The following is a 25785-nucleotide window of genomic DNA, read 5'->3' on the forward strand; positions in this document are numbered from 1 at the left end:
ATTGCAAGCATTTGATTGTTCATACAGTTATTAAAGAAAATATCAGCAAAACTCTCGGCTAAAATCACCGTAAAACCATATTGTTTTAATGCCCAAGGCGCATGTTCACGCGATGAGCCACAACCAAAGTTATCGCGAGTAAGCAATACACTGGCACCTTGGTAATTTGCTTCATTTAAAATGAAGTCTGGGTTTGCGTCACCATTTTCCAAATAGCGCCAATCGTAAAATAACGCTTTATCAAAACCATCACGGCTGGTTGATGTTAAAAACTGCTTAGGAATAATTTGGTCCGTGTCGACATTGTTTTTATCAAGTGGCGCCATTAAACCGCTGTGAAAAATAGTCATTAGATACCTCCTCGAATATCAACAAATCGACCATGAATTGCCGCAGCAGCAGCCATTGCAGGACTGACTAAATGAGTACGCCCACCACGACCTTGGCGACCTTCAAAATTACGGTTAGAAGTAGACGCACAACGTTTACCCGCGCCTAGGCGGTCGTCATTCATTGCTAGGCACATTGAACAACCAGGTTCACGCCATTCAAAACCAGCTTGCTTGAATATGTCAGCGAGCCCTTCTTCTTCCGCTTGTTTTTTAACAAGGCCAGAACCCGGTACCACCAACGCTTCAACACCGTCAGCCACTTTTTTACCTTTCACTAAAGAGGCGGCAGCGCGTAAATCTTCAATGCGACTATTGGTACAGCTGCCAATAAATACAGTGTCTACCGCTACATCTGCGATTTTTTGACCAGGTTGTAAATCCATATAAGCCAGTGCGCGACGTATCGCGTCTGCTTTAATCAGATCACTTTGTGTGTCGGGATCTGGGATTACCTGATCAATTCCAATCACCTGCTCAGGACTGGTACCCCAAGTCACTTGCGGCTGAATTTCCGCCGCATTTAACACAACGGTATGATCAAACACTGCATCTTCATCACTCTTTAAGGTTTGCCAATACGCTACCGCTTGCTGCCAATCTTTACCTTTTGGTGCAAATGGGCGCCCTTCTAGATAGTCATAAGTTGCTTGGTCCGGTGCAATTAAGCCTGCTTTAGCACCCATCTCAATGCTCATATTACAAAGTGTCATACGAGCTTCCATTGAAAGCGCACTGATTGCTTCACCGCAAAACTCTGCAACATAACCTGTACCACCCGCGGTACCTAATTTACCAATGACCGCTAAAATAATGTCTTTTGCGGTTACACCAAGGTTGATTTTGCCATCAATTTGGATTTTTAAGCTCTTTGCTTTTTTCTGCTGTAATGTTTGTGTTGCTAATACATGCTCTACTTCAGAGGTACCAATACCATGAGCCAACGCGCCAAAAGCACCATGAGTGGATGTGTGGCTATCACCACACACAATGGTCGTGCCAGGTAATGTAATACCCTGTTCAGGCCCCATTACATGTACAATACCTTGGTTAATTGAATTTAAATCGTAAAGTACAATACCAAACTCTTCGCAATTTTCCTTTAGAGCAACCAGCTGATTTTTAGACACTTCACTTGCTGCATCCAAAGAGCGGCTCTTAGTTGAAACATTATGATCCATGGTCGCAAATGTTTTTTCAGGACAACGTACTTTGCGGTTTGCTTCGCGTAAACCAGCAAAAGCCTGTGGTGATGTCACTTCGTGTACTAAGTGTCTATCGATGTAAAGTAAATCGCTTTCATCATTAATTGCAGTCACTTTATGTGCCTGCCAAATTTTGTCGTATAAGGTCTGAGCCACGTCATTCCCCTTGCTAATTTCGGTGACGGTGGCCTGAATTTCAGGCCATATAAAAATTAAATGCGCGCAATGATTTCTTTTGCAACATCAAGTGTGGTGTAGCCTGCCGTTGGGTAGATATCTGGTGTACCTACACCTGCAGCTACAGCTTCTGCAACCGCTTTTTCAATAGTGCGAGCTGCTTCATCTTGTTTTAATGAATAACGTAGCATTAATGCTGCACTTAAAATTTGTGCGATTGGATTTGCAATACCTTTACCTGCAATATCAGGTGCTGAACCACCAGCGGGTTCATACAAGCCAAAACCCGTTTGGTTTAAGCTTGCTGAAGGTAATAAGCCCATAGAGCCTGTGATCATTGCACATTCATCAGAAAGAATGTCGCCAAACAAGTTGTCGCACAACAGTACATCAAACTGACTTGGCTCTTTTACTAGCTGCATTGTTGCGTTATCAATGTAGATATAATCAAGTGCTACATCTGGGTAATCTTTACTTACTTCAGTAACAACTTCTCGCCATAACACGCTTGATGCAAGTACGTTCGCTTTATCAACAGACGTTACTTTATTGGCGCGCAATTTTGCTGCTTCAAAAGCAAAACGGGCGATACGTTCGATTTCTTTACGCGAATAGGTTTGCGTGTCGAATGCATATTCTTCAGCACCTTCACCACTTCGGCCTTTTTCACCAAAATAGATACCACCTGTCAGCTCGCGAACACATAAAATATCAAAGCCTTTTGAACTGATATCTGCACGTAACGGTGATGCCGCACTTAATGCTGGTAATAGCTGTGCTGGGCGTAAGTTACAAAACAGCCCAAAGTGTTTGCGTAACGGTAATAATGATGCGCGTTCAGGTTGCTCTGCTGGCGGCAATCCTTCCCATTTTGGCCCACCAACTGAACCAAATAGAATTGCATCCGCTTGTTCACACGCAGCCAAGGTCGTATCTGGCAGTGCTTTACCAAATTGGTCGATTGCCGCACCACCAATTGCATGGTGATTTAAGCTTAATGAAAAATTAAATTTATCACTTACGGCGTTTAGCACGTCGATAGCGGCGGTCATTACTTCTGGTCCAATACCGTCACCCGCTAACACTGCGATGTCGTAATTTGCTTGGCTGCTCATACTGCTTTCCTTTGTAGTTTTAAATCGGATACTTGCTGTGCCCGATAAATTAAATTGTGAACTCGAATTAAAGCGCGCACCGACGCTTCCACGATATCTGCTGCTAAGCCTGCACCGTGGTATTGGCGTCCATCAAACTTAGCGATAATGTCTACTTGGCCAAGGGATGCTTCACCTTGCCCTGTTGCGTCTAAATTATATTCAATAATTTCAATATCCATATTAGTCATACGTTTAATAGCTTTAAATGACGCTTCAACAGGACCATTACCCGTTGCGGCTTCAGTAACTTCTTTGCCACCAATTGTCATGCCTACACTACTGCTCGCCACTGACTGAGAATTGGACGTCGAATGGACAAATGACAACTGGTAAAAGTCGCTCTCACTTGATTGATTATTGAAGTAAATCATCGCCTCTAGGTCATAGTCGTAGACCGTACCTTTTTGGTCGGCCAAGGTTAAAAAGCTCTGATATAACGAGTCCATATCATAATCATCAGGCTGATAACCTAATTCACTTAAACGGTGCTGAATAACATGGCGACCTGAACGCGAAGTCATATTTAACTGATTATTTGGTACTCCGACGGTTTCTGGTGCCATAATTTCGTAGGTGTTTTGCGCTTTAAGCACACCGTCTTGGTGAATACCTGAGCTATGTGCGAAGGCATTTTCACCGACAATTGCCTTGTTCGGTTGCACAGGCATATTACAAATTTGGCTGACTTGACGCGAAGCGCGGTAAATCTCTTCGCTTACGATATCAGTGCGTAATTTAAGATGATCTTCACGCATCTTTAAGATCATCGACACTTCTTCAAGTGAACAGTTACCAGCGCGCTCACCAATCCCGTTGACGGTACACTCAATCTGACGTGCCCCTGCTTGTACCGCAGCAATCGAATTAGCTACCGCTAAACCTAAATCGTTATGGCAATGAACACTTAAACGCGCTTTATCAATATTTGGCACGTTGTTCATTAAATGCTTGATCATCGCAGCATATTCGTCAGGGGTAACATACCCAACTGTATCAGGTAAGTTGATTGTCGATGCGCCCGCATTGATTGCTGCTTCTACAATGCGGCATAAATCACTATGCGGTGTACGCCCCGCGTCTTCGCATGAAAATTCTACGTCATCAGTGTAATTGCGCGCTTGTTTGATTGAACGCACTGCCATCGCAGTTGCATCATCTAAGCTCATACGTAATTTATGTTCTAAATGTAAAGGGCTGGTTGCAATAAAGGTATGAATGCGGCGATTTTCAGCAGGTCTTAAAGCAAGTCCACAGGCCTCAATGTCCTTTTCTACCGCACGTGCTAAACCACAAATTGCAGGGCCTTTTACTTCACGTGCTATTCGCTCTACAGCTCTAAAGTCGGCAGGGCTTGAAACAGGAAATCCTACTTCCATAACATCAACATTAAGACGACTAATAGCATGCGCTAGCTGAATCTTATCATCTTCAGTAAGACTTGCTTTTAATGCTTGTTCGCCATCTCGTAACGTTGTATCGAATATCCAAATTTTATCGCTCATACCTGCACCTTTGCCCTAACATAAAAAAACCCCGCATTTAGCGGGGTTTTTGCAAACTTTTCAGTCAAACACACTAAGCCCCGCTTCTGCCGTTAAGCAGTAAGAGGTTGTTTAGAAGTAGGCTAATCGTGTTGTAAGACATATTTATATGGTTTCCATCATTGACTGAGGCAATTTAACCATTAGAAGCAACGCAAAACAAGCATAAAAAAACCAACAAACGTGCAATTAACATCAAAAACAAAAAACAATAAAACAAAAACAACGCAATTAATGAATAAATTAACCAAAATAAGTTTATAAGATAATTTATTAGCCAATTACATTAAATGGCCTGCATAAAAAAAATAATGAAATTTTTTTAATTCACACAGTTATTTTTTAGCATCTCAAATACCTGGTTTACAGGAATAGGTGGTGCAAGGTAATAGCCTTGCATATGACTACGAGTGAAATTGTTTTGCACTAGCTTTTGTTGTTGATAACTTTCAATTTTTACAAAAACAAAATCCACACTGTTATGATGATAAAACTGAGCCATTTTATCTGTTTGCTTTTTTTCAAGTTTCTGCAATTGATCTACAGGAATTTTTATTTCATCAATCACCAAAGGTAATTTTTCAAGCCGCGTTAAAATTCCATCGCCACCATCTATTGCAAGACAAAAACCGAGCTCTTTTAGCCCCGCTAGCAAGCCGATGATTTGGCTATTTGAGCTATAAAAGGCATCAATTGGAAACTCAAAGATGATTTGATTTGGGTTTATACCTGCAATATTTAGATGTGTACTCATTACTTTGAGTAAGTCATATTGCCCTAAATCAATTAAGGATAAATTAATTGATAGTCTAACACTGCTAAATGCAGGCAATACTTCAGCAATCCGTTGAAAAAACACATCACTAAACACGTCGATTAATTGATGTTTTTCAATCGCATCCATAACCTGCTTGGTACTTAACTTAATACCATTTTCTTGAAAGCGAACTAAACACTCAAAACCTGACAACTTCTCATTATGGCTGCGAAATTCAGGTTGAAAATCAAGGGTTACACAGTCACGACGAGAAAGGATTGTTGTTAGATTTGCTTTATCAATAATGTGTTCAGTTACTGCCCGCTGACTGAACACTTGATTAAAATCACTAAGCTTAACAGGTTTATTAATTTGAGCAATTAATTCACAAGGCAGGAACAACGGCACAGAGTCTCCTTCACCAAGTAACAATACCAATCGTCCTTTAAATCCAGTTCCTAACAACCAACTTGTCATATCAACATCGCCAAATGAATTTGCCGAAATGACTAAAGTATCAGCACTGCCCCCATGAACAATTTCACTCTGCAAGCTTGCCAGTTCACCAGTTGTAAAAATACGTCCAGCCCAAAGGTATTCAATGCATTTTTGTGTGGTACTGCGTTGCTCTTCGCTAATATCGAAGATAAAGACGGTGTGATCTTTCAAATCCATGTTTACGTCCCGATTAATTATCTCCTTTAAGTCAAGCATAGATATTTATAATTACCAGCCTAGACGGGTAGTGAATTTACTTTTCAATTACAATTTGTAGACATTAAAAAAGGTGCCATATAGCACCTTTTTCGTTTTATTTAGAATAGCTACTTTTGAGCAAGGTAGTTAATAAGTTTCGCCATATCCTCAGCACTTGCAATACCAGACTTACGACCAAAGTTAACTTTGTATTTACCATTCACAATAAAAGTTGGAACAGAACCTAAGGCACCTTTGCTCTTAAAGAACTCCTGTTCTTTGTTCATTTTCTTCGCTTTAGTGCGCACACCAAAACTCTTGTAGTATTTCTCAAAGGTTGTTTCGTCAACGCCTTTAGATGCGAATACGTCTTTGAGATCAGCAACTTCATTAAACTTCTTTCGCTCACCATGGATGTGATTAAAAATGCCTGCGATCACTTGTTCTTTTTGCGGCAAAGCTTCAGCGGTAGCAAGAGCTTGCGAGAGCATCTCTTGGTTTTCTTTCGAATAACCACCCATAAAATTTACATGTGCTTTTTTAAACGTTACGTTTTTATCAAGCATCGGTTTTAAATCGTATATCACATTTTCCATGTTGTTACATGCTGGGCAATAAAACGAAAAAAACTCGGTTACTTCTGGGGTTTTCGACGCGCGATCGGAAATTACATCGTAATGTACGCCTTCCTCATATTGATTTGCAATTGCAACTACAGGCAATGCTAAAGCTAAAAGTACAGCTTTAAAAAATGCTTTCATTTATTACTCCGTTATTTTTTTAATAAGTATTCAACCAGCGCTTTTAACTCGTCATATGACTTGATGCTGGTTAATTCAATGCGGTAAATATCATTAACAATAAACGTAGGAACACCTGTTAATGCGTTTAATTCTGAAAAGCGATCTTGCTGTTCAACCATATATTGCTCTTGTGCCGCAATCGCCATATTGCCAGAAAGCTGTTTGAATTTCTCTTCTGTCATTACATCGTTTAATACAAATAATCGACGTACATCATCGATAGTTGAGAAACTACCGCGATTACGATGGATAAATGAGAAGATAGCATCACTTGCTTCATTCGCCTTACCAGCTTGCTTCGCAATTAAATAAGCCGTCGACAATAATGATTGGGTTTTTGGCTCAATACCTCTTAAAAAGTTAACATGGCTTTTTACAAAAGTATCTGCTGGTAACTCTTTACTTAATCGCTGTGCAATCATTTCGAAGTTATAGCAATGTGGACAGTAGTAAGAAAAGAATTCTGTAACCTGAGGCTTTTCTGATTTATCCGTTTTAATTAGAGAGAAATGCTCTCCCTCTTCAAATTTAAACTCCGATGCAAATAGCGCAAGCGGAAAAAATAGTGCAACAATAAAAAATAACTTCTTAGTCATAGGTTTCTCTTATGGCAAAAGCTGTAACGGTGCTTCGTGCAACGCAGCCAATTGCTCCTTTAAACTTAATATTTGTTGTTCCCAGTATTTGTCTGATGCAAACCACGAAAAGTTCCGTTGAAATGCTAAATCTTTCCAACGCTTAGCGAGCCACCCCATGTAATTAATCATACGCAGGGCGCGTAAAGGTTCTATCAGATGCAGCTCTTTTAAGTCAAATGAAGAAAACTCGTCATAGGCACACAACAAAGTATCCATCTGCATACGCTGCTCTTTTTCATCACCACTCAACATCATCCATAAATCTTGAACTGCTGGCCCCTGACGCGCATCATCTAAATCGACAAACGTCAGTTCATTGCCGGTCCACAGAATATTGCCAATATGACAATCACCATGCAAGCGGATCACGTTATTTGGCTGATATTTCTCCTCAGTTAACGCGATAACTTGTTCTAACACGGTCATAAAAGCCGTTTCTAAACTGGGCGTTATTAAATTACTGTCAACTAAAGAGCATGTTGCATCATGTAAGAACTCTTGGCAGCTAATTGACGGCCTAACAGCAAAAGGTTTTGTTTTTGATACATTATGAAGACGACCGATAAAGCGCCCTAAAACTTCCAAATGGTCATAATTATCCGCTTCGAAAGTTCTGCCTCCCACACTTGGAAACAATGCAAAGCGGTAGCCTTGGTAATCAAACAAGCTCGTATTATCACGTTTGATTGGCGCAACAATAGGCACCTCGCCGTCGAGCAATTCAAAACTAAAGGCGTGCTCTTCAAGTATCTGCTCTGTGTGCCAACGCTCTGGACGGTAAAACTTCACAACATAACGTTTATTATCTTCAGCTAAGAACTGGTAAACGCGGTTTTCATAACTATTAAGTGCTAGCAGCCCAGATATTGGATAAACCCCAATACTTTCAATCGCATCTAAAATACGCTCTGGTGTTAAATCACTAAAATCAAATGCCGACATTTAACGTCCTTTAAAAAACTTGCTTGGTTGTGCAAGTTGCATATCTGATTCATCAGCACGCTGTAACACAAAGTTAAACTCGCTAATTGGCGATTTTAAATCGTACGGATCAATCGCAATTGATAATGGCAAGCTGTAAGATTCCCCAGAGCGAATATGTACTTCTTTTTTACCTAAAATTGTAAAGTTATCTAAGCCTTCAACTGAAATGCTATACGCATGATCTTGCTGTGATTTATTAAGAATTTTTAAGGTATAAGTGTTCTCTACTAAACCTTCATTATTCATACGATATAGCTGGTTTCTGTCACGAATAATATCTAAATCCATCGGGATACGAGTCATCACATCCGCCACAAAAATACCGCAAATAATTACCATTACCACTAGGTAACCAATAATTTTTGGACGCATCGCATGTGTTTTCTTATCAGATGTTAAGTTGCGCTCTGTGGTGTACGAAATCAGTCCTTTGTCATAATTCATTTTGTCCATAACTTCATCACAAGCGTCAATACAAGCACCACAGTTTATGCATTCGTACTGTAAGCCATTACGAATATCAATACCGGTTGGGCACACGTGCACACACATCTTACAATCAATACAATCCCCTAAGCCTAACGCTTTCGGATCTTGCTTTCTGCCACGTGGACCACGGTTTTCCCCACGTTTCTCATCATAGGTAACAGTGAAAGTATCTTGATCAAACATCGCTGATTGGAAACGCGAATACGGACACATATGCAAACACATAATTTCGCGCATCCAACCGGCGTTACCATAAGTACAAAAAGTAAAAAACAATACGCCACCAACAGCGTAAGAGGTTGCTTCCAACGTAAAAAAGTCGACCATCAAATCCCTGATAGGCGTGAAGTAACCAACAAACGTTAGTGAAGTAAATAGCGAAAAGGCCACCCAACTAAAATGCTTGGCTGATTTTCGCCAAAATTTGTCAAAGTCCATTTTACGTTGGTCAAGTTTTTTACGCTGATTGGCGCTGCCCTCTATTTTTTCTTCGAACCAAATGAAAATAAAAGTCCACACGGTTTGCGGGCACATATAGCCGCACCATACACGACCATAAAAAGTCGTCACTAAAAACAATGCAAACGCACCAATCATAAAAATCCAAGCAAGAATGGTGAGGTCTTGCGGCCATAAGGTCATGCCAAAAATATTGAATTTCTGATTGAAAATATCAAAGAGAACTGCTTGGTGTCCGTTAAAGCTAACCCATGGCAACAACATAAAGCTCAGCATCGCAACCAGTCCTAAATACTTGCGCAATTTCTGATGCAACCCTTTCACTGCACGTACATAAATGCGATTACGCGGGTTAAAACGGTCAAATTTTTCCACATCAGGTTTATGAACTTTGACTTCTGTTGGTATATTTTTTACTTTTATTTGCTTGTCCATGGCGCCCTTGGTATGCAAATTTCTTATAAGTTGATTAATTATAACAATTCTCTTTGCTAGTGCGATGCATTTTAATAAACTAAAGAAGCTGTAAATAGGCGCTAAATCAAAAAAAGATACTATTATGAAAAATTACTTTTTATTTGTGCTGATCATCCTGATTTTAGTTAGTGTAGATCACCCAACCATTGCTAAACCACGCCAAGAGCTATTTGATAAAATAATGGGCATTTTAAGTGATTCCAGCAAAATTAAAACTGATCAAGAAGCTAGACGCTCTCTCAAACGTGCGAAAGAAAAACTGCGCTTATCACAAACTGCAGAGGATTATTTAAGCAATGAACTTGCAACTAATCAGAAAATGGATGCGTTCAATACTCGTTATTGTCACAACAAAGAGCTTAATTCTTATTTCTATGGTGATGATTTAAGGCAAATTTGTAAAATCATCAGCGAAGAAAGGCAAAAGTAATGATCGATTTTTCGCAACTTAATAAAAAATTTGCTAAAAACTTTAATGATCAGAAAGCACTTTTGAAAAAGCTATTACAGGGAAAAACCGTTGACTGTGATAGCTGTAACACACCTTTAACTGTGACAATTAACGAGCAAGAAGATGAGTTTCAAATCGGTTGCAAATCGGGTTGCTCAGCGCTTAGATTAGAAATTGATTAAAGCTTTATTTTACTCGCTTTTAATCAAGCCCCGCTTACTCAAATGATGATCTCAATCGAGTTCATCATCTACCTCAACCACTAAGCCTGCATCTAAAACGCATGCTTCAATAAGTTCAGCAAAGCCTTGCGCAAAAGACTGTACTAATTCGAGTACATCGTCAGATAAGCTTGCATCATTAGCTAAGTCTGCAAAAAAGCATAAATAGCCTAGCGTCATTGCTATCGCTTCTTGTAGCTCTGCATTTAGACTTTCGCTTGCGACGATTGGCTCAATGTAATGATTTATACCTAAAGCAAAACCATGTGCCCACAAATGAAGCTCAGCGGTGTCTGTTAGATTTGCCTTACTTGGTGATAAAATTTGAATACGAGAAGTGAGATCGTATCCTTTTTCAAAAACTTCATCGCTCACATCGTTATGAAATGCCATTAAAGCGAACAACTTATCATCTGCCAAATGCTCGCTTTTTTCGCCAAGCGCTTGTTTTACCCACACATCTTCAATAATTGGCGAAGGAGCTGCAACCAAGGCAAATAAAAAACCTTCAAGCTGTGAAATTGACATTGCATGCGCTTTGTTTTCATCGTTCTCAAGCCAACTAGCTAGTGCTGTTTTATCTTCTTTCGTAAATTCAATCATGCTTAAAACTTAAATGGATAACGACCATTGTTATCAGGTTTACCTAAAAACTTTACAGCTTCATGTACTTGTTTAGGCATACTTGCATCAGGTTTAACAAACCCTCTCACTTGCATGATTTGTATACCATATTGCGCTTCAAGTTGAAGCCCTAACTGATTCTCTTCACTAATATTTAAACTTAGCGCACCATTATCACAACTCAACTTGCCTTTGATTGTGTCAAACTCTATCCAACCTTGAAGACCTTGTACTGATAAGTTATGCGTCTCTGCCTGTCCTGCTAAGGCATTACATAACTGCTTTTGTTCCTTCAGTGGAAATTCTGCATCGGTGAGTTTAATTTTAACATTGCCTTTAGTGGGTAACGCCATCGGTAACTTCACATTCTCTAACAGCATGCTTGTTGGAAGACGGACATTAGTATGCACTAGTTTTAGTGACTCAACTGATAACGGCACACTAATTGAAGCCTTACCAAAAGGCGTATCGAAGCCACGTAAACTACCAAAACTAATGTCAGCATTAAGCTTGCCAGTGAGCAAACTAAGTGGTTTTAGTTGCCACTCTAGCTTATCAATCAACTGATGGTTTAACTGAGCTTGTGCAACACGACCTTGCCACATTGTGCCAGAAACACCCGCAACTTTTATATTCTTAGGTAAGTAGCCTTCAGCAAAACCAAATACTACTGATGCAGGCGCCAAATAGAGTAGAAATGCAATCAATGCAAAAATAAATAAAAAGATAAGAGATAGCGTTTTTTTCATATTATTTTTCAACCACCAAACGACTAATACTTACCATACCAGGCTCTGCACCACGGTTTATATCGATTGCAGAAATCGTTAAGCCACTTTGCTCCACCAAAGACTCAAGCCAAGGTAATAATTTATTAAATTCAACCGATTCAATCGTTAAACGTAAGGTATCATCTTTTGGCTGCATTTTGCTGATGCTGATTTGCGCACGACGGCTCGACGCATTGATAATTTGGCTTAAGCTACCACTTGCAGCGACCTTACTTTGCCCACTGCCTTTAATTTTTGCTGCACTTTGTTTTACAAAGTGTGCCAACTCCTGTTGTTGAACAAGTGCTTTCTCAGCCTTTTCAATTTTATTGTTAAGCGGTCGTATGATCAGCATCACAATCACAAAAAGCGTAAAAATGACAGCGGCACATTTAAGCAGCAACTGTTCATTCGGCTTTAAATTTTGCCAGTAGGATTCCAATTCTTTCATGAGCTCGCCTTAATTTTTATTTCACCTACTACAAGGTCACCCGAATTGCTTAATGAGCCTTGCTCAACTTCCAGCGCAGCTTGTTCTAAGCGTTGTTTGACTAAATTAAAACTTTGAAAATCTTTTGCACTTGCACGCAAACGTAATTCGCCGCGTTTGCTATCAAAGCGTAAAGTTTCCGGTGTAAACCCATCAACGTCTTTAAAAATCGGTGTTAAATGGTGTAACAAAAATAAGAAACCAGTTTCACCACCCGACGACATTTGATCTAATTTGCCCTGAATTTGACGGCGAATTAAGTTAGGGCGCACTTTTGTACCCGGAAAGGCCTGTTGATATGCCTCAATTGCATCATTTTTGGCAATCGCAACTTGTTGCTCTAATTGATAAGCAGTAACTGCTTTTAGAATTAAGCCAAACAGCAATGCAACGCCTGCAGCAATTGCTGGCACCTGCCAAAGCGACCAAATACCAGTGCTTTGTTTTTTAACCTGAAATGCGCCTTGCAACATATTAAATTTATGAAGCGGTAATTGCTTAGCAAAAATGGCGAGCGGTAAATCGTAATTTTCTAACTTTTTAACTGCATTTGGGTAGTCAAAATCAATATCACTTAAATGCGCTAGCGCTTTTTCTTCAAGCGTTACAAGGAATTCGTTAACCCAACTGCTTTCTACCTCAGCAATAGACCAAGTATTTAGTTTAAATAGCCAGTTACCACTAAGCGATGTTACCGTTATTTCAGCATCATCAAACTGCGGTAGCAATAACGCATCTGGTAATGCTCGCGTAGGCGGGAGTTCTGCTGCTTTTAATACTTGCAGCCAATTTTCAAACCAAGAACGCTGACATATCGCCACCTGCAGCGCATGTTTTTCGCCTAACATGCAAGGTTCACCAATAGTGATTAGTACATCATCCAATTCACAAGCGAGCTCCTCTTCCAGCATAAATGGCAGGGCTGCTTCTAACTTTCGGTTAAACTTTGTCGGTAAAATTACCGTTTTAAGCTGTACTTTTGTTGCTGGCAATAATGCGATTATCTCTCGGTTTTTGCCTTTTTCACTTAACTCTTCAAGCGCTAAGCTATTGTCTATTTGACCACTCGCTATGGTCTCATCCGCGTTGCTAATAAGCCAGTGGATTGACTCATTAACACTATGCCCTAAGCGAATAATTAAGGTTTCTTTCACTGTACGCCTCCAAATCTACGCGCCAGTACACTAACTTTTTGATTATCTGTTATATGTATTATGGATTTCATCGCAAAATTCGTTTCAAAGAAGCTTGCCTTGATTTGTGCTTCAAAATAATTACTGTTTAATACAAAGCGTTTATCTTTGTCATCTAAGGTATTAGCGCCATTTTGCTTTGCATCATTTATAAATTTACTCAACTCATCCCAACCTTCATTTGGGCGTTGGCTTATTATCGTCTCTGCTTGGCTTTCTGAAATATTCAGCATTGCAGCCAATAATAAACTTTGCTCTGCTTGCAGCGTGTTCACGTTCACTTTAAATTCGTCAAATTGCGGAATAACGCAAACATACGGTTTTAGCTTTTCAACCATTAGCGGGTTAAAACCTCGCACTAATCTTAACTCTGAAACGCTCGCGAAGAAATTGTTCGCTGTCATATAAGGAATACTGTAAGACATATATTCTCCCTCTTCGACACCTTGTCTTTTTGGCATGCTATCAGCATCAAGCCAATCAAACACGCTATCTGCTAGCGCTTCTTTTGATTCTTCCATTGGTAAATCAGGAATGAGGTCAAGCAAAGCCTCTAATGTTTTATGGGCCTCATTAAAGTTTTGCGTACTGGTATTATTTGGGTCTTCAAAACGCAGTGCATTAAGATTTAAACACGCCTGCAAATCGATAATTTTACCTGCAATTGTGCCATCTTCAACAGGATAAGGCGGTGTTTCAATAGCCCACTTTTGCGATAAATCTATATGATCGTTTTTTTGTTTTTTAACTTCAATAAGTACCCGCTTAGCCAATGCTTCACCAGCCATAGCATACCAACGTGCTTGTTGCTGTAACACCAAATTACTGGAGCGCTGCACCTCAACCATTAAACGCGCGTTCATTTTTACTGCCAAAGAAGCCGCCAATGCCACCACAAATAATACAATAATCAGTGCCGCGCCCGAATGCCTAAACACCATGATTAAGACTCCTGCTCAGGCAGCAGAAAAATGCGGCTTACTGTTATATCATCCACCAGAGACACTTCAACCTTAATCGCTTTAGGTAAAACTGGTACGGACCAGTTTTCTTCCCACGTTTCGTCATTGCCACGAAAGCGAATGGTAAAGTCTTTAATATTTTCAAGCAGAGTTTGGCTTTTAGGCTCAGTACCATCGAGCGAATCAACATAAATACGATACTTGCGAACTAAGTTATCTTCTTCGACAACATAGCTAAATAATTGCAGTTCACTACGCGGCAATAAATTAACCGGATTACTCCAACCATCTCGCACACCTGCAATACCGTGGTATTGGCTATCAAACAAAAAGCGGTCTGCAACTAAAAACTGCTCTAAACTGTCGCCAGCTTCATTGCGTGTATTGCGCAATGCAAGTTGAGTGAAGTCTTGTTGCATCATACGAAATGCAGTATTAAGCGAGCCAATTTCTGCTACTTTTTCTTTTGAGTTTTGGTTGGCATTTATTGCTGTCGATAATATTTGATGGCTCGCTAAGGTGATCATCGCCAAGACTGCAAGCGCCACCAGCACTTCAATTAGAGTAAAACCAAATGCTTTGGAGTTTCGCATTAGCATTTAGTTTGCCTCATTCTTAGTAATATAAGTGATGAGCTCATATACATCATGCTTGCGTGCTTCATCAGAAAACACGATAACGCGCGCTTCCAGCAAATCGTTGCTTTCTGTTTTTGTAATTTTGTGGCGCCAGTAAAATTTCACACCGGCTTGCTCTTCATCACCTGTTTTACCATCACTAGGCGGCCAGTTAGTAGTAAGCGTTAATTCGGCCAATTGGTTTTCGGCAACCCAACTGGCTAGTTGCTGCTCTTCAATATTGGATAAGTGATTGATATGGTCACCAACTGCTTTCATCGCCGCAATACCCGCAAGGGCACAAATCGCCATTGCCACCATCACTTCTAGCAAAGTAAAGCCGCGATTATTAAACATCGTTTTTTGGCTCCTGCGATAATTCAACCGGCGCCATTAGCTCACCTGTAATAAAATAAGGCTTGGCTTTCTCGTTTTCTTTTAACTCTAATATTAATTGGAACGGGCTAACTTCACCGGAAGACAGCAACAAAACCTGTGGAATTTTCATTTTGTCTAATTCCAATAGGCTTTCTTCATCTTCACTATTTAGCAACTGTCGCCAATCTACCTGTTGCAGTAAGTTTTCTTCGCCCCAAGGAAGATCCTCTAATTCCAACTCAACATTAATGAATTCACTAAACTGATGGGGTTTCAAAACATCTTGCTCTGAAATTACCACCCATTTTTCACCGTTAAATGCGAGTAATTCAATAGTATTGGTATTTCTATCGATATGAAAACCGAGCTCAAACTGATTCATCACAGCATATTCGGAAGCTAGATTTATCATGGTGTGAAGCTTTAATGCTTCAACTTCGAGTTGTTCTTCATCTTGATCGTTAAGAGTCAGCACAACAAGGTTCATGGCAAAGCCGATAATTACTAATACCGCTAAAATTTCGAGTAAACTAAATCCGCTTTGCCACTTTTTCATAATATAAACTCACGCAAGTTATTAGCGCTCGTCTTCTTCGTCCCAGTTACCAATATCATCTTCCGTACCAGCAACACCATCAGGCCCCATTGAGAAGATATCAATTTTGCTAAATTCTCCTGGGCTTACTAGCTGGTATGGGTTTTCCCATGGATCAACTGGCAATTTTTCAATAAAGCCACCTTCAGGAAAACGCTTTGGTAGCGGCTCAATCGTTGTTTCTTCAACTAATGCTTCTAAGCCTTGCTCCGTTGTTGGGTAACGGTTATTGCGAAGCTTGTACATATTCATTGCATCTTCTAATGCACTGATATCAATACGCGCTTTGTCAATTTTTGCTTCTTCTTGTTGACCCATAATGTTCGGCGCAACTATGGCCATAATCATGCCAATAATTACCAGAACTACCATAATTTCAAGTAATGAAAATCCACTTTGCTTTTTCATTTAACACCTCTATAAAACTTAACGCTTATCCAATCGCGTTATTCATCGCCATAATTGGCTGTAAAATTGCCATTACAATAAACATGACAATGACTGCCATAAGCGCAATCATTAATGGCTCTAGTAGCTTTAGTGACACATTCACTAAGGCTTCAAACTCTTTATCTTGGTTATCTGCTGAGCGCTCAAGCATTTGCTCGAGTTCTCCTGATTTCTCACCACTGGCAATCATATGTAGCATCATAGGTGGAAATAATTTTGTTTGGTCAAGGGACGCTTTTAAGCTTGCACCTTCACTGACCTTTACTGCGGCTTCTGCAACCGCGGCTTTCATTTTTTCATTCGCCAGTACTTCACCCGAAATACGCATACCTTCTAATAACGGTACCGAACTTGAAGATAAAATACTCAAGGTTCTTGCAAATCGGGCGGTATTTAAGCCTCGCGCTACCTTGCCAATAAATGGCAACTGCAAAACACGTGAATCAAACCAAAAACGAACCTTAGGCTTTTTAAGTGCATTTTTGATGGCAAAAATACTGGCAAAAATAGCAATTAATGAGAACAACCAGTAGTTTTGAATAAAGTTGCTGGCCGCAATTACCGTTTCGGTGGTCCAAGGCAGTGCTAGCTTTGAGCTTTGGAAAGACTTAACGATGGTTGGTACTACCGTACCAAGCAAAATTGACACAATTGCTACGGCAAACACCACAAGGATAATTGGGTAAACCATTGCCTGTGTAATTTGACTGCGCATATGTTGTCTTTGTTCAGTGTAATCAGCAAGGCGCACCAGTACTTGATCAAGGTGACCCGACTTTTCACCAGCAGCAACCATTGCACGGTATAAATGATCAAAAATATGCGGAAATTCAGCCAAACCTTCAGCCAAGCTATAACCTTCAACTACTTTTGCGCGCACTGACATTAGCATGCTTTTTAAGCGCGGCTTTTCGCATTGTTCAGCAACGGCAAGCACAGCAGCTTCAACCGGTAATGCTGATTGCACTAAGGTGGCAAGCTGACGTGTAATCAAGGACAACTCATGGGCTGAAATTTTTGCTTTAAATAAACCGCCACCCGATTTGGCCTGTTGCTTTTCTTTATCTGCTGCTTGACTTACTTCGAGTGGAGTAAGTCCTTGCTCACGCAGCATTTGACGTACTTGCTTAGCAGTATCTGCTTCAAGTAAGCCTTTTTTGTTTTTACCGCGGCTGTCTAGCGCCTTGTACTCAAACGCCGCCACTAGCTTTCCTCGCGCGTAACTCGAAGCACTTCTTCAAGTGACGTTTGCCCTGCAAGTACACGGTTGCAGCCATCTTGACGAATACTTGGGGTGGTTTTGCGAACGTATTTCTCAACCGCTTGCTCACCTTTACCATCGTGAATAAGCTCGCGCACTGCTTCATCAACCACCAGCAACTCATGAATACCTGTACGCCCTTTGTAACCATTGTGATTACATTCACTACAGCCAACAGGGCGGCAAATTTCAATCTCTTTGCCAAATTCAACACCGAGCAGTTCGCACTCTCTTTCATCTGCTACATGTGATTCTTTACAGTCACATAAGGTACGTACTAAGCGCTGTGATAATACGCCAAGTAATGATGAAGAAAGTAAGAATGGCTCAACACCCATATCTTCCATACGGGTGATTGCACCTGCTGCAGTGTTTGTGTGCAGTGTTGATAACACTAAGTGACCGGTTAACGAAGCTTGCACACCGATTTGTGCCGTTTCTAAATCACGTATTTCACCTACCATTACTACATCAGGGTCTTGACGTAGGATGGCGCGTAAGCCACGGGCAAAGGTCATATCTACTTTAGGATTAACCTGTGTTTGACCTATGCCAGGAATTTCATATTCAATCGGATCTTCAACCGTTAAGATATTGCGGTCGCGAGTGTTAATTTCAGTCATCCCCGCATACAAGGTGGTACTTTTACCTGAACCTGTTGGACCTGTGACCAAAATAATGCCGTGCGGTTTGCGAATTAACTCAGCAAATGTTTTGCGGTTAGGTTCTGACATACCAAGATCTTCTAGATCTAAACGGGCATTATTTTTATCAAGAAGACGCAGTACCACACGCTCGCCAAAGCTTGATGGCATAGTTGAAACACGTACATCAACAGCTCGTCCAGCGATGCGAAGGCTGATACGACCATCTTGCGGTACACGTTTTTCTGCGATATCGAGTTTCGCCATTACTTTGATACGTGAGACAAGCAATGACGCAAGTTTTCGGTTTGGTTCTAATACTTCTTTTAAAACGCCATCAACACGGAAACGAATCACTAAGTTTTGCTCAAAGGTTTCGATATGAATATCTGATGCACCTTCTTTGATCGCCTCACCTAACATGGCGTTGATCAATTTGATAATTGGCGCGTCATCTTCTGATGCAAGTAAGTCTTCCGTTTGTGGCAACTCTTCGGCGAGCGAGAATAAATCAACTTCGTTGCCGATATCTTCCATAATTTGCTGGGTTTCAGAGCTATCACGCTGATATGCCGCTTCTAGTAATAATTCAAACTCATTTTTACTAACTTGTTTAAGCGTAAAACTATTTGCCGCAACGCGTCTTACCTCAAGCAGCGCTTGTTGGTTCAGATCGCCTGCATAACTCACCACTAACTCATTATTTATGGTTTGCATTAAGATGTTAAAACGCTTAGCAAAGTTAAACGGTAAACGTTTAACTTGTGCTACAGGTGCCGAACTAAGCTCAGAAACTATCTCAGTCATCTTTCTGGTTCTTTTTATTTTCGTCGTGTAAGAACTCTTGATACGTTGGCGGTAATACTAACGCATCATTCCACTCAGGCAGTACTGGCGGCACTTCATTAGGCATTAAATTAATGCCGTCTTCTTTGCGTTTAACTTGCTCACCACGAATAAAATTGTATTTACCATGGCTCAGCTTATTCATACTCACGCTATCACGTAGAATCGTTGGGCGAATAAATACCAATAAGTTACGTTTTTGCTTAGTCGATGAGGTTGATTTAAATAAGTGACCAAGTACTGGAATATCACCCAGTAAAGGTACTTTTTGCACGCTTTCTTGTACGTTTTCGTCAATTAGACCACCTAGAATAACCATGCTACCGTCATCTGCAAGTACGGTATTACTAATTGAACGCTTATTAATTGAAATATCAACCGCTGTTGCACCTGATACACTTGATACTTCTTGTTCGATTTTTAATTGAACGGCCGTACCTTCGTTAATTTGTGGCGTAACTTTTAATTTAACACCCACTTCTTTACGTTCTACCGTTTGGAATGGGTTGGTATTGTTACTACTTGACGTAGAACCTGTCAGAATTGGCACTTCTTGACCTACTAGCATTGACGCTTCTTCGTTATCCATTGTGGTAACAGAAGGAGTAGCTAGAATATTAGAATTTGTGTCGGATGCAACAGCTTGCACAATAGCAGCCCAGTCATTTTTAGCAATGCCCACAGCTAAACCACTAATACTACTAAGTAACCCAGCCAAAGGTTCTAAATTACCTTCAACTGTTTTCTCAATCGGTGTAACATTACCAGTGTCTCCACCGATAACATTGTCAGTAATTGTTTTATCACGAGCTATTTCTGCCGCGGCGGCAACCGAACCAATTGGTGTCATGCTACCGTTATTAAACTGCAACATGCCGCCTTGCTCTGAAATCCATTGCAGGCCAAAGTTTACACCATCACCTTCTAGCACTTCGACAATAATTGCTTCAACTAAAACCTGCGCGCGGCGCACATCTAGGTCTTTAATCACTTTTTCTAGTGAACGCATCACATCAGGATTTGCTGTAATTACCAAAGAGTTAGTATCTTCGTGCGCTTCAATGCTGATGTCATCTTTGCGTGATGAACGGGTATTTGCTTTACCTTGGTTTTGTTCATCATTAATTGACTTGCTGACACCTTGCAGGACTTTTACTAAGTCTTCTGCTTTAGCGTAATTTAAGTAATAAACCTTGGTATTACCTTGCGTTTCAAGCTCATTATCTAAGCGTTTAATTAATTCGATAGCGCGTTCGCGAGCTTCGCCTTCACCACTAACAATCACACTATTAGTACGCTCATCAGCAACCACTTTTGGAATTAAAAATGCGGGAATATCATTTTTGCCACTGGCTGGTTTGTAAATCGTTTCAACCACAGACACCACATCTGTGGCTGTTGCATAGTTCAATTTTACAATATCAACTGACTGATCACCTGCGCGGTCAACTTGTTTAATTACTTGTACTAAGCGATTAACGGTAGCAGCATGACCGGTTAACATCATTACGTTTGATGCGGTATATTGCGCCACATGACTGCCGCCTTTCTGGTCACTAAACTGACGCACCACCGGGCCTAGCTCTTGTACGCTAACATTTTTTACACGTACAACACGGGTGATCATCATGTCCCCTGTGACTTCTTCACCGTCATCAAGTACCGGGACATTCTTTTTGCGACCGTCCGCACTTTTATCAATTTTGATAAAGCCCGTTTCCATTTCAATCGCCGTATAGCCATACACTTCAAGTACGTTTAAGAAGAACTCATAATACAGTTCTTCATTCATCGACTCGTAGCTACGAACGTTTATTTTACCGCGTACATTTGGATTAATAATGATGGTTTTTTTCAGGTCTTTACCAACAACATTAATAAATTCAGTGATTTCAGTATTTTTAAAACTTGGGGAATACTCCACAGCAAGTGCTGAATAGGAAACACCTGCAGCAACTAATACTGCTGCATATTTACTTAATCCTTTGCAAACCTTAGTGAGGTTTAACAAGCTTTTCATTTAGTTACTCCGAGTCGTATTCTTATTCTAGGCTAAATAGGACATCTAATGTTTGCCCTTCGCGCTCGATCACTATAGTGGCTGATGTTGCCTCTCTTAGCTCCCCAATCGCCGCCATAGCCTGTTTCATGTCTGTTAGCTGATAACCATTAATAGCTGTCGCAAGGTCACCATTTTTCAAACCCATTTGTTCGAATAATTTAGGGTCTTTACCAGGGCTTAAGTTGTAGCCAACAATTTCTCCAGCCTCACGCTTAGGTGAGATACGAATGTAATCAAAAAGTTTCCCAGGTTCTTCAAGTAACTCTCTTCGCTTCGCCTTTAGTTCTTGCTTGATATTGGCGTTTTGAGTTGCATTAATCGCTTTTAAGGGTGATTCTTCAACAGCGCGTAATTGATTAAATGTTTTAGCTTGCTTTTTGGTTGGTTGCTTTACTGTTTTTGAATAGTCGATACCATCAAGCATTAAGGTTTCAAAGCGCCCACTCACTTTAATAATGACGCGGTCAGCAAAAATAGTCTCTATTTTTGCACGTGTACCTTTTACCAAGTCACCTACTGCATAAGTTTCTTGCGTGCTTTGGCTTTCAATAATGGCATGACCGGCTTTCTCATTACCTGGTATTGCAACGACACCCGTTAATTTAATATTTAAGGTAGTTTCAGGAGCATCACTGACTATTTCTTCATTTTTGTCTTCAGCTTTTTGCTCTGCACTGCCAAAAATATTTTGCACAACCAAATCTTTACTGTCGTAATTAAAAGAGGACTTAATCCCGCTATTAGATGACACAAGAATGGTATGTTGCTGTGGTTTTGGCCATAGCATCCAAGTTAACTGAGCTGATAAATAAGCAACATAAATAACCACAAGTACAAGTGCAATATTGCTTGCTTTTTTATGCGGGAATTTTGCTATTACTTGTTCAATTTGAGCTTGGTTTAACTGCATTATTATTAGGTATTTGATTATTTTTGAACGACCATCTTAACCTGTCAGCTTTGCGACAACAAGCAGGTAAACTGGAAAGTGGCTGGAATTTACACTGTAAAGATGACAATTATGTGTTACTAGCTATATATCACAGCGTCTCTATATTTGGTAAATAAATGTATCAATTTTGTCTCTATTCGCATTTATGGTATATTTCACACACTTTTCAATGCAGTTATTCACTCACTCCATGAGTAAAAAACAAAATTCAACAGATACTTCAAATCAAGACTCAACATTAGTCGTTAGGTTAGACAAGTGGCTTTGGGCCGCACGCTTTTACAAGACCCGCGCCATTGCCCGAGAAATGATATTGGGTGGCAAAGTGCACTATAATGGTCAACGATGTAAACCCAGTAAAATTGTTGAGTTAGGTGCTAGCGTTAAATTCTCGCAAGGATTTGATGAGAAAATTGTCACTATTGAAAAAATAAGTGACCAAAGGCGTGGTGCTCCCGTTGCTCAGACCTTATATAAAGAAACACAAGAAAGTGTTAGTAAGCGTGAAGAAAACGCATGGGCACGCAAAAACAACGCCTTTTTCTCTCCGAGCCCAGAACATCGCCCGGATAAAAAACAGCGTCGCGAACTTATTAAGTTTAAACACAGTTAGTATTTCTCAAGCGTAAAGCTTGAAACAAGGTATTTGACCAATGCAAGATTTATTACACAGATATATTTTTGAAAACCATGATGTACGTGGTGAATTAGTTCAATTAGACAAAACCTATTCGGAAATTATCGAGAACCACAACTACCCAACTGAAGTTAAGCAGTTGATCGGTGAACTTTTAGTAGCAACCTGTTTACTTACAGCAACGCTAAAGTTTGAAGGTGATATTGCCGTTCAACTACAAGGCGATGGTCCGGTAAAATACGCTGTAATTAACGGTGACCACCAACAAAATATGCGCGGTATAGCGCGTATTCAAGGTGATATTACCGAAGCTGGCGTATTAAACCTAATTGGCACAGGCCATATGGTAATTACCATCACACCACTCAAAGGCGAGCGTTACCAAGGCATTGTACCTTTGGTATCTAACAGCCTAGCTGAATGTTTAGAACAGTATTTTCAGCAGTCTGAACAGCTTCGCACTCGCATGTGGATTAGCACAGATACTGCAGCTGAAAAGTGCTCAGGTATGTTGCTACAAGTATTGCCAGTAAATAAAGAAAAAGCGGAAGAAGACTTTACCCATTTAGAAGCCTTAACAAATACCATTAAAGATGAAGAGTTATTAGAGCTTGATGGCCATACGGTATTAACTCGACTTTATCATGAAGATAACCCGCGCTTATTTGATCCTCAACCGGTTAGCTTCCGTTGCGGCTGTAGCCGCGACAAAATCGCGAATGCGATTGTTAACGTTGGCAAAGATGCCTTGCTTGAAGATGCAAAAGAACAAGGTGCAATTAAAATTAACTGCCAATACTGCTTAAAAGAATATCAATTCAATAAGCGCGATATTGAAAATATATTTAACTAAGCTAAATATCTTAAAAGCAGGTTTTATACCTGCTTTTTTATTACCTAAAACCCTTCTCTTCTTTCTTTACATCAAACTAATCGAAATAGATAAATATCGTCGGATAATTGCTTGGATAAAAGTGATTAAAAACCCACCCACATAAATGACAGCGATGTCATTTTTTAAATGCATATTGGGTATTTTGAAATGACACCGGTATCATGAAAAAAAATACATAAATCCTAGAAAAATCGGGGGTTTCAGCTTTGGTTTTACTCTACTATTAAGATAGAATTGACGCTCGAATTTTATTCGATTTTATTTTACTACCCGTTCAAAACCCCTAGGAGTGTTTAAACTATGTCAGCTTTAGAAAACTCGATTGATTTGTCGCAATATGGCATTCACGATGTTTCAGAAATTGTTCACAATCCATCTTACGAGTTACTTTTTGCGGAAGAAACTAAAGCGGGCCTTGAAGGTTATGACAAAGGTGTCGAAACTGAATTAGGCGCAGTTAACGTGAAAACTGGTATCTTTACCGGTCGTTCACCAAAAGATAAGTACATCGTACGTGATGAAACCTCAGCTGACACTGTGTGGTGGTCTGATCAAGGTAAAAACGACAACAAACCAATGACTCCTGAAACTTGGTCACACCTGAAAGGTTTAGTGACTAAGCAGTTATCGGGCAAGCGCCTTTTCGTAGTTGACACATTCTGTGGTGCGAACGAAGACACACGCCTTAAGGTGCGTTTTGTTACTGAAGTAGCATGGCAAGCACATTTCGTTAAAAACATGTTCATTCGCCCTTCTGAAGAAGAGCTAAAAGATTACGAGCCTGACTTCATCGTAATGAATGGTGCAAAAACCACGAATGACAAGTGGCAAGAACAGGGTCTTAACTCTGAAAACTTTGTTGCATTTAACCTAACTGAGAAAATCCAATTAATTGGTGGTACTTGGTACGGCGGTGAAATGAAAAAAGGTATGTTCTCAATGATGAACTACTACCTACCACTTAAAGGCATCGCGTCAATGCACTGTAGTGCGAACGTAGGTAAAGATGGCGATGTTGCAATTTTCTTCGGTCTTTCTGGTACTGGTAAAACAACACTTTCAACCGATCCTAAGCGCGAGCTTATTGGTGATGACGAGCACGGTTGGGATGACAACGGCGTATTTAACTTTGAAGGTGGTTGTTACGCAAAAACAATTAACCTAAGCAAAGAAAATGAACCAGACATCTACAATGCAATCCGTCGTGATGCATTATTAGAAAACGTATCAGTTGATGAAAACGGCAAAATTGATTTTGACGATAACTCAACAACTGAAAACACGCGTGTTTCTTACCCAATTCACCACATTGATAACATTGTTAAGCCAGTGTCTAAAGCAGGTCACGCGAAGAAAGTTATCTTCTTAACTGCTGACGCATTTGGTGTACTACCACCAGTTGCTAAATTAACGCCAGAGCAAACACAGTACTACTTCTTATCGGGTTTCACTGCTAAATTAGCAGGTACTGAGCGTGGTATTACTGAACCAACACCTACGTTCTCAAGCTGTTTTGGTGCTGCGTTCTTATCACTTCATCCAACACAATACGCTGAAGTACTACAAAAGCGTATGGAAGCTGCTGGCGCTGAAGCTTACCTAGTAAACACAGGTTGGAACGGCACAGGCAAACGTATTTCAATTAAAGCAACGCGTGCAATCATTGACGCTATCTTAGATGGCTCTATCGATAACGCTGAAACTGAAATTGTGCCACTATTTAACCTTGAAGTACCTAAGTCACTTGAAGGTGTAGAAGGTGATATTCTTGATCCTCGTAACACTTACGAAGATGCAAGCGTATGGACTGACAAAGCAACAGACCTAGCTAAGCGTTTTGTTGATAACTTTGACAAGTTCACTGATACAGAAAACGGCAAGGCGCTTGTAGCGGCAGGCCCAAAACTTTAATTAAGTCATTCTCCTTAATTAAAAAAGCCAGCATTTAGCTGGCTTTTTGTTTTA

The 25785-nt window shown here is 40.3% G+C and carries 27 protein-coding genes; 5 read left to right on the top strand and 22 right to left on the bottom strand.

Going from position 1 to position 25785, the window contains the following annotated elements:
- The 9 genes from leuD to ccoG all read right to left on the bottom strand — a co-directional run.
- On the bottom strand, positions 1-350 hold a 350-nt coding region (gene leuD, locus ABYD77_RS08580), incomplete at its 3' end, for a 3-isopropylmalate dehydratase small subunit (RefSeq protein WP_372768919.1).
- On the bottom strand, positions 350-1750 hold the full coding sequence (gene leuC / locus ABYD77_RS08585; RefSeq protein ID WP_372768921.1) for a 3-isopropylmalate dehydratase large subunit: 1401 nt from the start codon (positions 1748-1750) through the stop codon (positions 350-352). The genes leuC and leuD, both read right to left, overlap by 1 nt.
- Positions 1751-1806: 56 nt before the next feature.
- The gene (leuB, locus tag ABYD77_RS08590) at positions 1807-2886 is read right to left on the bottom strand and encodes a 3-isopropylmalate dehydrogenase (RefSeq protein WP_372768923.1); all 1080 of its coding nucleotides are present in this window, start codon (positions 2884-2886) and stop codon (positions 1807-1809) included.
- Positions 2883-4430: a 2-isopropylmalate synthase gene (leuA, locus tag ABYD77_RS08595; protein ID WP_372768925.1), complete on the bottom strand. Its 1548-nt coding sequence runs from the start codon at positions 4428-4430 to the stop codon at positions 2883-2885. The genes leuB and leuA overlap by 4 nt, the downstream gene beginning before the upstream one ends.
- A gap of 361 nt (positions 4431-4791) precedes the next feature.
- Positions 4792-5901, bottom strand: a complete 1110-nt coding sequence (locus ABYD77_RS08600; RefSeq protein ID WP_372768927.1) for an EAL domain-containing protein — start codon at positions 5899-5901, stop codon at positions 4792-4794.
- Between the two features lie 149 nt (positions 5902-6050).
- On the bottom strand, positions 6051-6683 hold the full coding sequence (locus tag ABYD77_RS08605; protein ID WP_372768929.1) for a thiol:disulfide interchange protein DsbA/DsbL: 633 nt from the start codon (positions 6681-6683) through the stop codon (positions 6051-6053).
- A gap of 11 nt (positions 6684-6694) precedes the next feature.
- Positions 6695-7321, bottom strand: a complete 627-nt coding sequence (locus ABYD77_RS08610; RefSeq protein ID WP_372768931.1) for a thiol:disulfide interchange protein DsbA/DsbL — start codon at positions 7319-7321, stop codon at positions 6695-6697.
- Positions 7322-7330: 9 nt separating this feature from the next.
- Complete coding sequence (locus tag ABYD77_RS08615; protein WP_372768933.1) at positions 7331-8305, bottom strand: serine/threonine protein kinase; 975 nt, start codon at positions 8303-8305, stop codon at positions 7331-7333.
- Positions 8306-9730 carry a cytochrome c oxidase accessory protein CcoG gene (gene ccoG, locus ABYD77_RS08620; RefSeq protein WP_372768935.1) on the bottom strand — a complete coding sequence of 475 codons (1425 nt, stop codon included), beginning with the start codon at positions 9728-9730 and terminating at the stop codon, positions 8306-8308.
- Between the two features lie 124 nt (positions 9731-9854).
- Between ccoG and ABYD77_RS08625 the strand changes: the two genes are divergently transcribed.
- Together ABYD77_RS08625 and ABYD77_RS08630 are read left to right on the top strand one after the other, a co-directional pair.
- On the top strand, positions 9855-10202 hold the full coding sequence (locus ABYD77_RS08625) for a hypothetical protein (RefSeq protein ID WP_372768937.1): 348 nt from the start codon (positions 9855-9857) through the stop codon (positions 10200-10202).
- Positions 10202-10405 (top strand): hypothetical protein, encoded by a 204-nt coding sequence (locus ABYD77_RS08630; RefSeq protein WP_372768939.1) that lies wholly within the window; start codon positions 10202-10204, stop codon positions 10403-10405. Before ABYD77_RS08625 ends, ABYD77_RS08630 begins: the two co-directional genes overlap by 1 nt.
- Before the next feature lie 51 nt (positions 10406-10456).
- Here the strand turns inward: ABYD77_RS08630 and ABYD77_RS08635 are convergent, their stop codons facing one another.
- Genes ABYD77_RS08635 through gspC form a run of 13 tightly spaced genes read right to left on the bottom strand, consistent with a single transcriptional unit; the run spans position 10457 to position 22246 of the window.
- The gene (locus tag ABYD77_RS08635; protein WP_372768941.1) at positions 10457-11047 is read right to left on the bottom strand and encodes a UPF0149 family protein; all 591 of its coding nucleotides are present in this window, start codon (positions 11045-11047) and stop codon (positions 10457-10459) included.
- Positions 11048-11049: 2 nt separating this feature from the next.
- A complete protein-coding gene (locus ABYD77_RS08640) occupies positions 11050-11817 on the bottom strand; it encodes a type II secretion system protein N (protein WP_372768943.1) in 768 nt (255 codons plus the stop codon).
- A 1-nt stretch (position 11818) separates the two neighbouring features.
- Positions 11819-12289 carry a type II secretion system protein GspM gene (gene gspM / locus ABYD77_RS08645; RefSeq protein ID WP_372768945.1) on the bottom strand — a complete coding sequence of 157 codons (471 nt, stop codon included), beginning with the start codon at positions 12287-12289 and terminating at the stop codon, positions 11819-11821.
- Complete coding sequence (gene gspL / locus ABYD77_RS08650; RefSeq protein ID WP_372768947.1) at positions 12286-13482, bottom strand: type II secretion system protein GspL; 1197 nt, start codon at positions 13480-13482, stop codon at positions 12286-12288. The genes gspM and gspL overlap by 4 nt, the downstream gene beginning before the upstream one ends.
- A complete protein-coding gene (gene gspK, locus ABYD77_RS08655; protein ID WP_372768949.1) occupies positions 13479-14462 on the bottom strand; it encodes a type II secretion system minor pseudopilin GspK in 984 nt (327 codons plus the stop codon). Before gspK ends, gspL begins: the two co-directional genes overlap by 4 nt.
- Positions 14463-14464: 2 nt before the next feature.
- Positions 14465-15082, bottom strand: coding sequence for a type II secretion system minor pseudopilin GspJ (gspJ, locus tag ABYD77_RS08660; protein WP_372768951.1), 618 nt, complete (start codon positions 15080-15082; stop codon positions 14465-14467).
- Positions 15083-15457, bottom strand: coding sequence for a type II secretion system minor pseudopilin GspI (gene gspI / locus ABYD77_RS08665; RefSeq protein WP_274761863.1), 375 nt, complete (start codon positions 15455-15457; stop codon positions 15083-15085).
- Entirely contained in the window at positions 15450-16034 is a 585-nt protein-coding gene (locus tag ABYD77_RS08670) for a prepilin-type N-terminal cleavage/methylation domain-containing protein (RefSeq protein ID WP_372768953.1), read from the bottom strand. Before ABYD77_RS08670 ends, gspI begins: the two co-directional genes overlap by 8 nt.
- A gap of 21 nt (positions 16035-16055) precedes the next feature.
- The gene (gene gspG, locus ABYD77_RS08675; protein WP_372768955.1) at positions 16056-16481 is read right to left on the bottom strand and encodes a type II secretion system major pseudopilin GspG; all 426 of its coding nucleotides are present in this window, start codon (positions 16479-16481) and stop codon (positions 16056-16058) included.
- A 25-nt stretch (positions 16482-16506) separates the two neighbouring features.
- A complete protein-coding gene (gspF, locus tag ABYD77_RS08680; RefSeq protein WP_372768957.1) occupies positions 16507-17727 on the bottom strand; it encodes a type II secretion system inner membrane protein GspF in 1221 nt (406 codons plus the stop codon).
- The gene (gene gspE / locus ABYD77_RS08685) at positions 17727-19235 is read right to left on the bottom strand and encodes a type II secretion system ATPase GspE (RefSeq protein WP_372768959.1); all 1509 of its coding nucleotides are present in this window, start codon (positions 19233-19235) and stop codon (positions 17727-17729) included. The genes gspF and gspE overlap by 1 nt, the downstream gene beginning before the upstream one ends.
- Positions 19228-21294 (bottom strand): type II secretion system secretin GspD, encoded by a 2067-nt coding sequence (gene gspD / locus ABYD77_RS08690; RefSeq protein WP_372768961.1) that lies wholly within the window; start codon positions 21292-21294, stop codon positions 19228-19230. Before gspD ends, gspE begins: the two co-directional genes overlap by 8 nt.
- A gap of 22 nt (positions 21295-21316) precedes the next feature.
- Positions 21317-22246 (bottom strand): type II secretion system protein GspC, encoded by a 930-nt coding sequence (gene gspC / locus ABYD77_RS08695; protein WP_372768963.1) that lies wholly within the window; start codon positions 22244-22246, stop codon positions 21317-21319.
- A gap of 232 nt (positions 22247-22478) precedes the next feature.
- Between gspC and hslR the strand changes: the two genes are divergently transcribed.
- From hslR to pckA, 3 genes are all read left to right on the top strand, one after another.
- Positions 22479-22901 (top strand): ribosome-associated heat shock protein Hsp15, encoded by a 423-nt coding sequence (gene hslR / locus ABYD77_RS08700; protein ID WP_372768965.1) that lies wholly within the window; start codon positions 22479-22481, stop codon positions 22899-22901.
- A gap of 40 nt (positions 22902-22941) precedes the next feature.
- Positions 22942-23778, top strand: coding sequence for an Hsp33 family molecular chaperone HslO (hslO, locus tag ABYD77_RS08705; RefSeq protein ID WP_372768967.1), 837 nt, complete (start codon positions 22942-22944; stop codon positions 23776-23778).
- 342 nt (positions 23779-24120) lie between these two features.
- Positions 24121-25731, top strand: a complete 1611-nt coding sequence (gene pckA, locus ABYD77_RS08710) for a phosphoenolpyruvate carboxykinase (ATP) (RefSeq protein ID WP_010561255.1) — start codon at positions 24121-24123, stop codon at positions 25729-25731.
- The last annotated feature ends 54 nt before the right edge of the window (positions 25732-25785 follow it).

This window comes from Pseudoalteromonas sp., assembly GCF_041629635.1.
GTDB lineage: Bacteria > Pseudomonadota > Gammaproteobacteria > Enterobacterales > Alteromonadaceae > Pseudoalteromonas.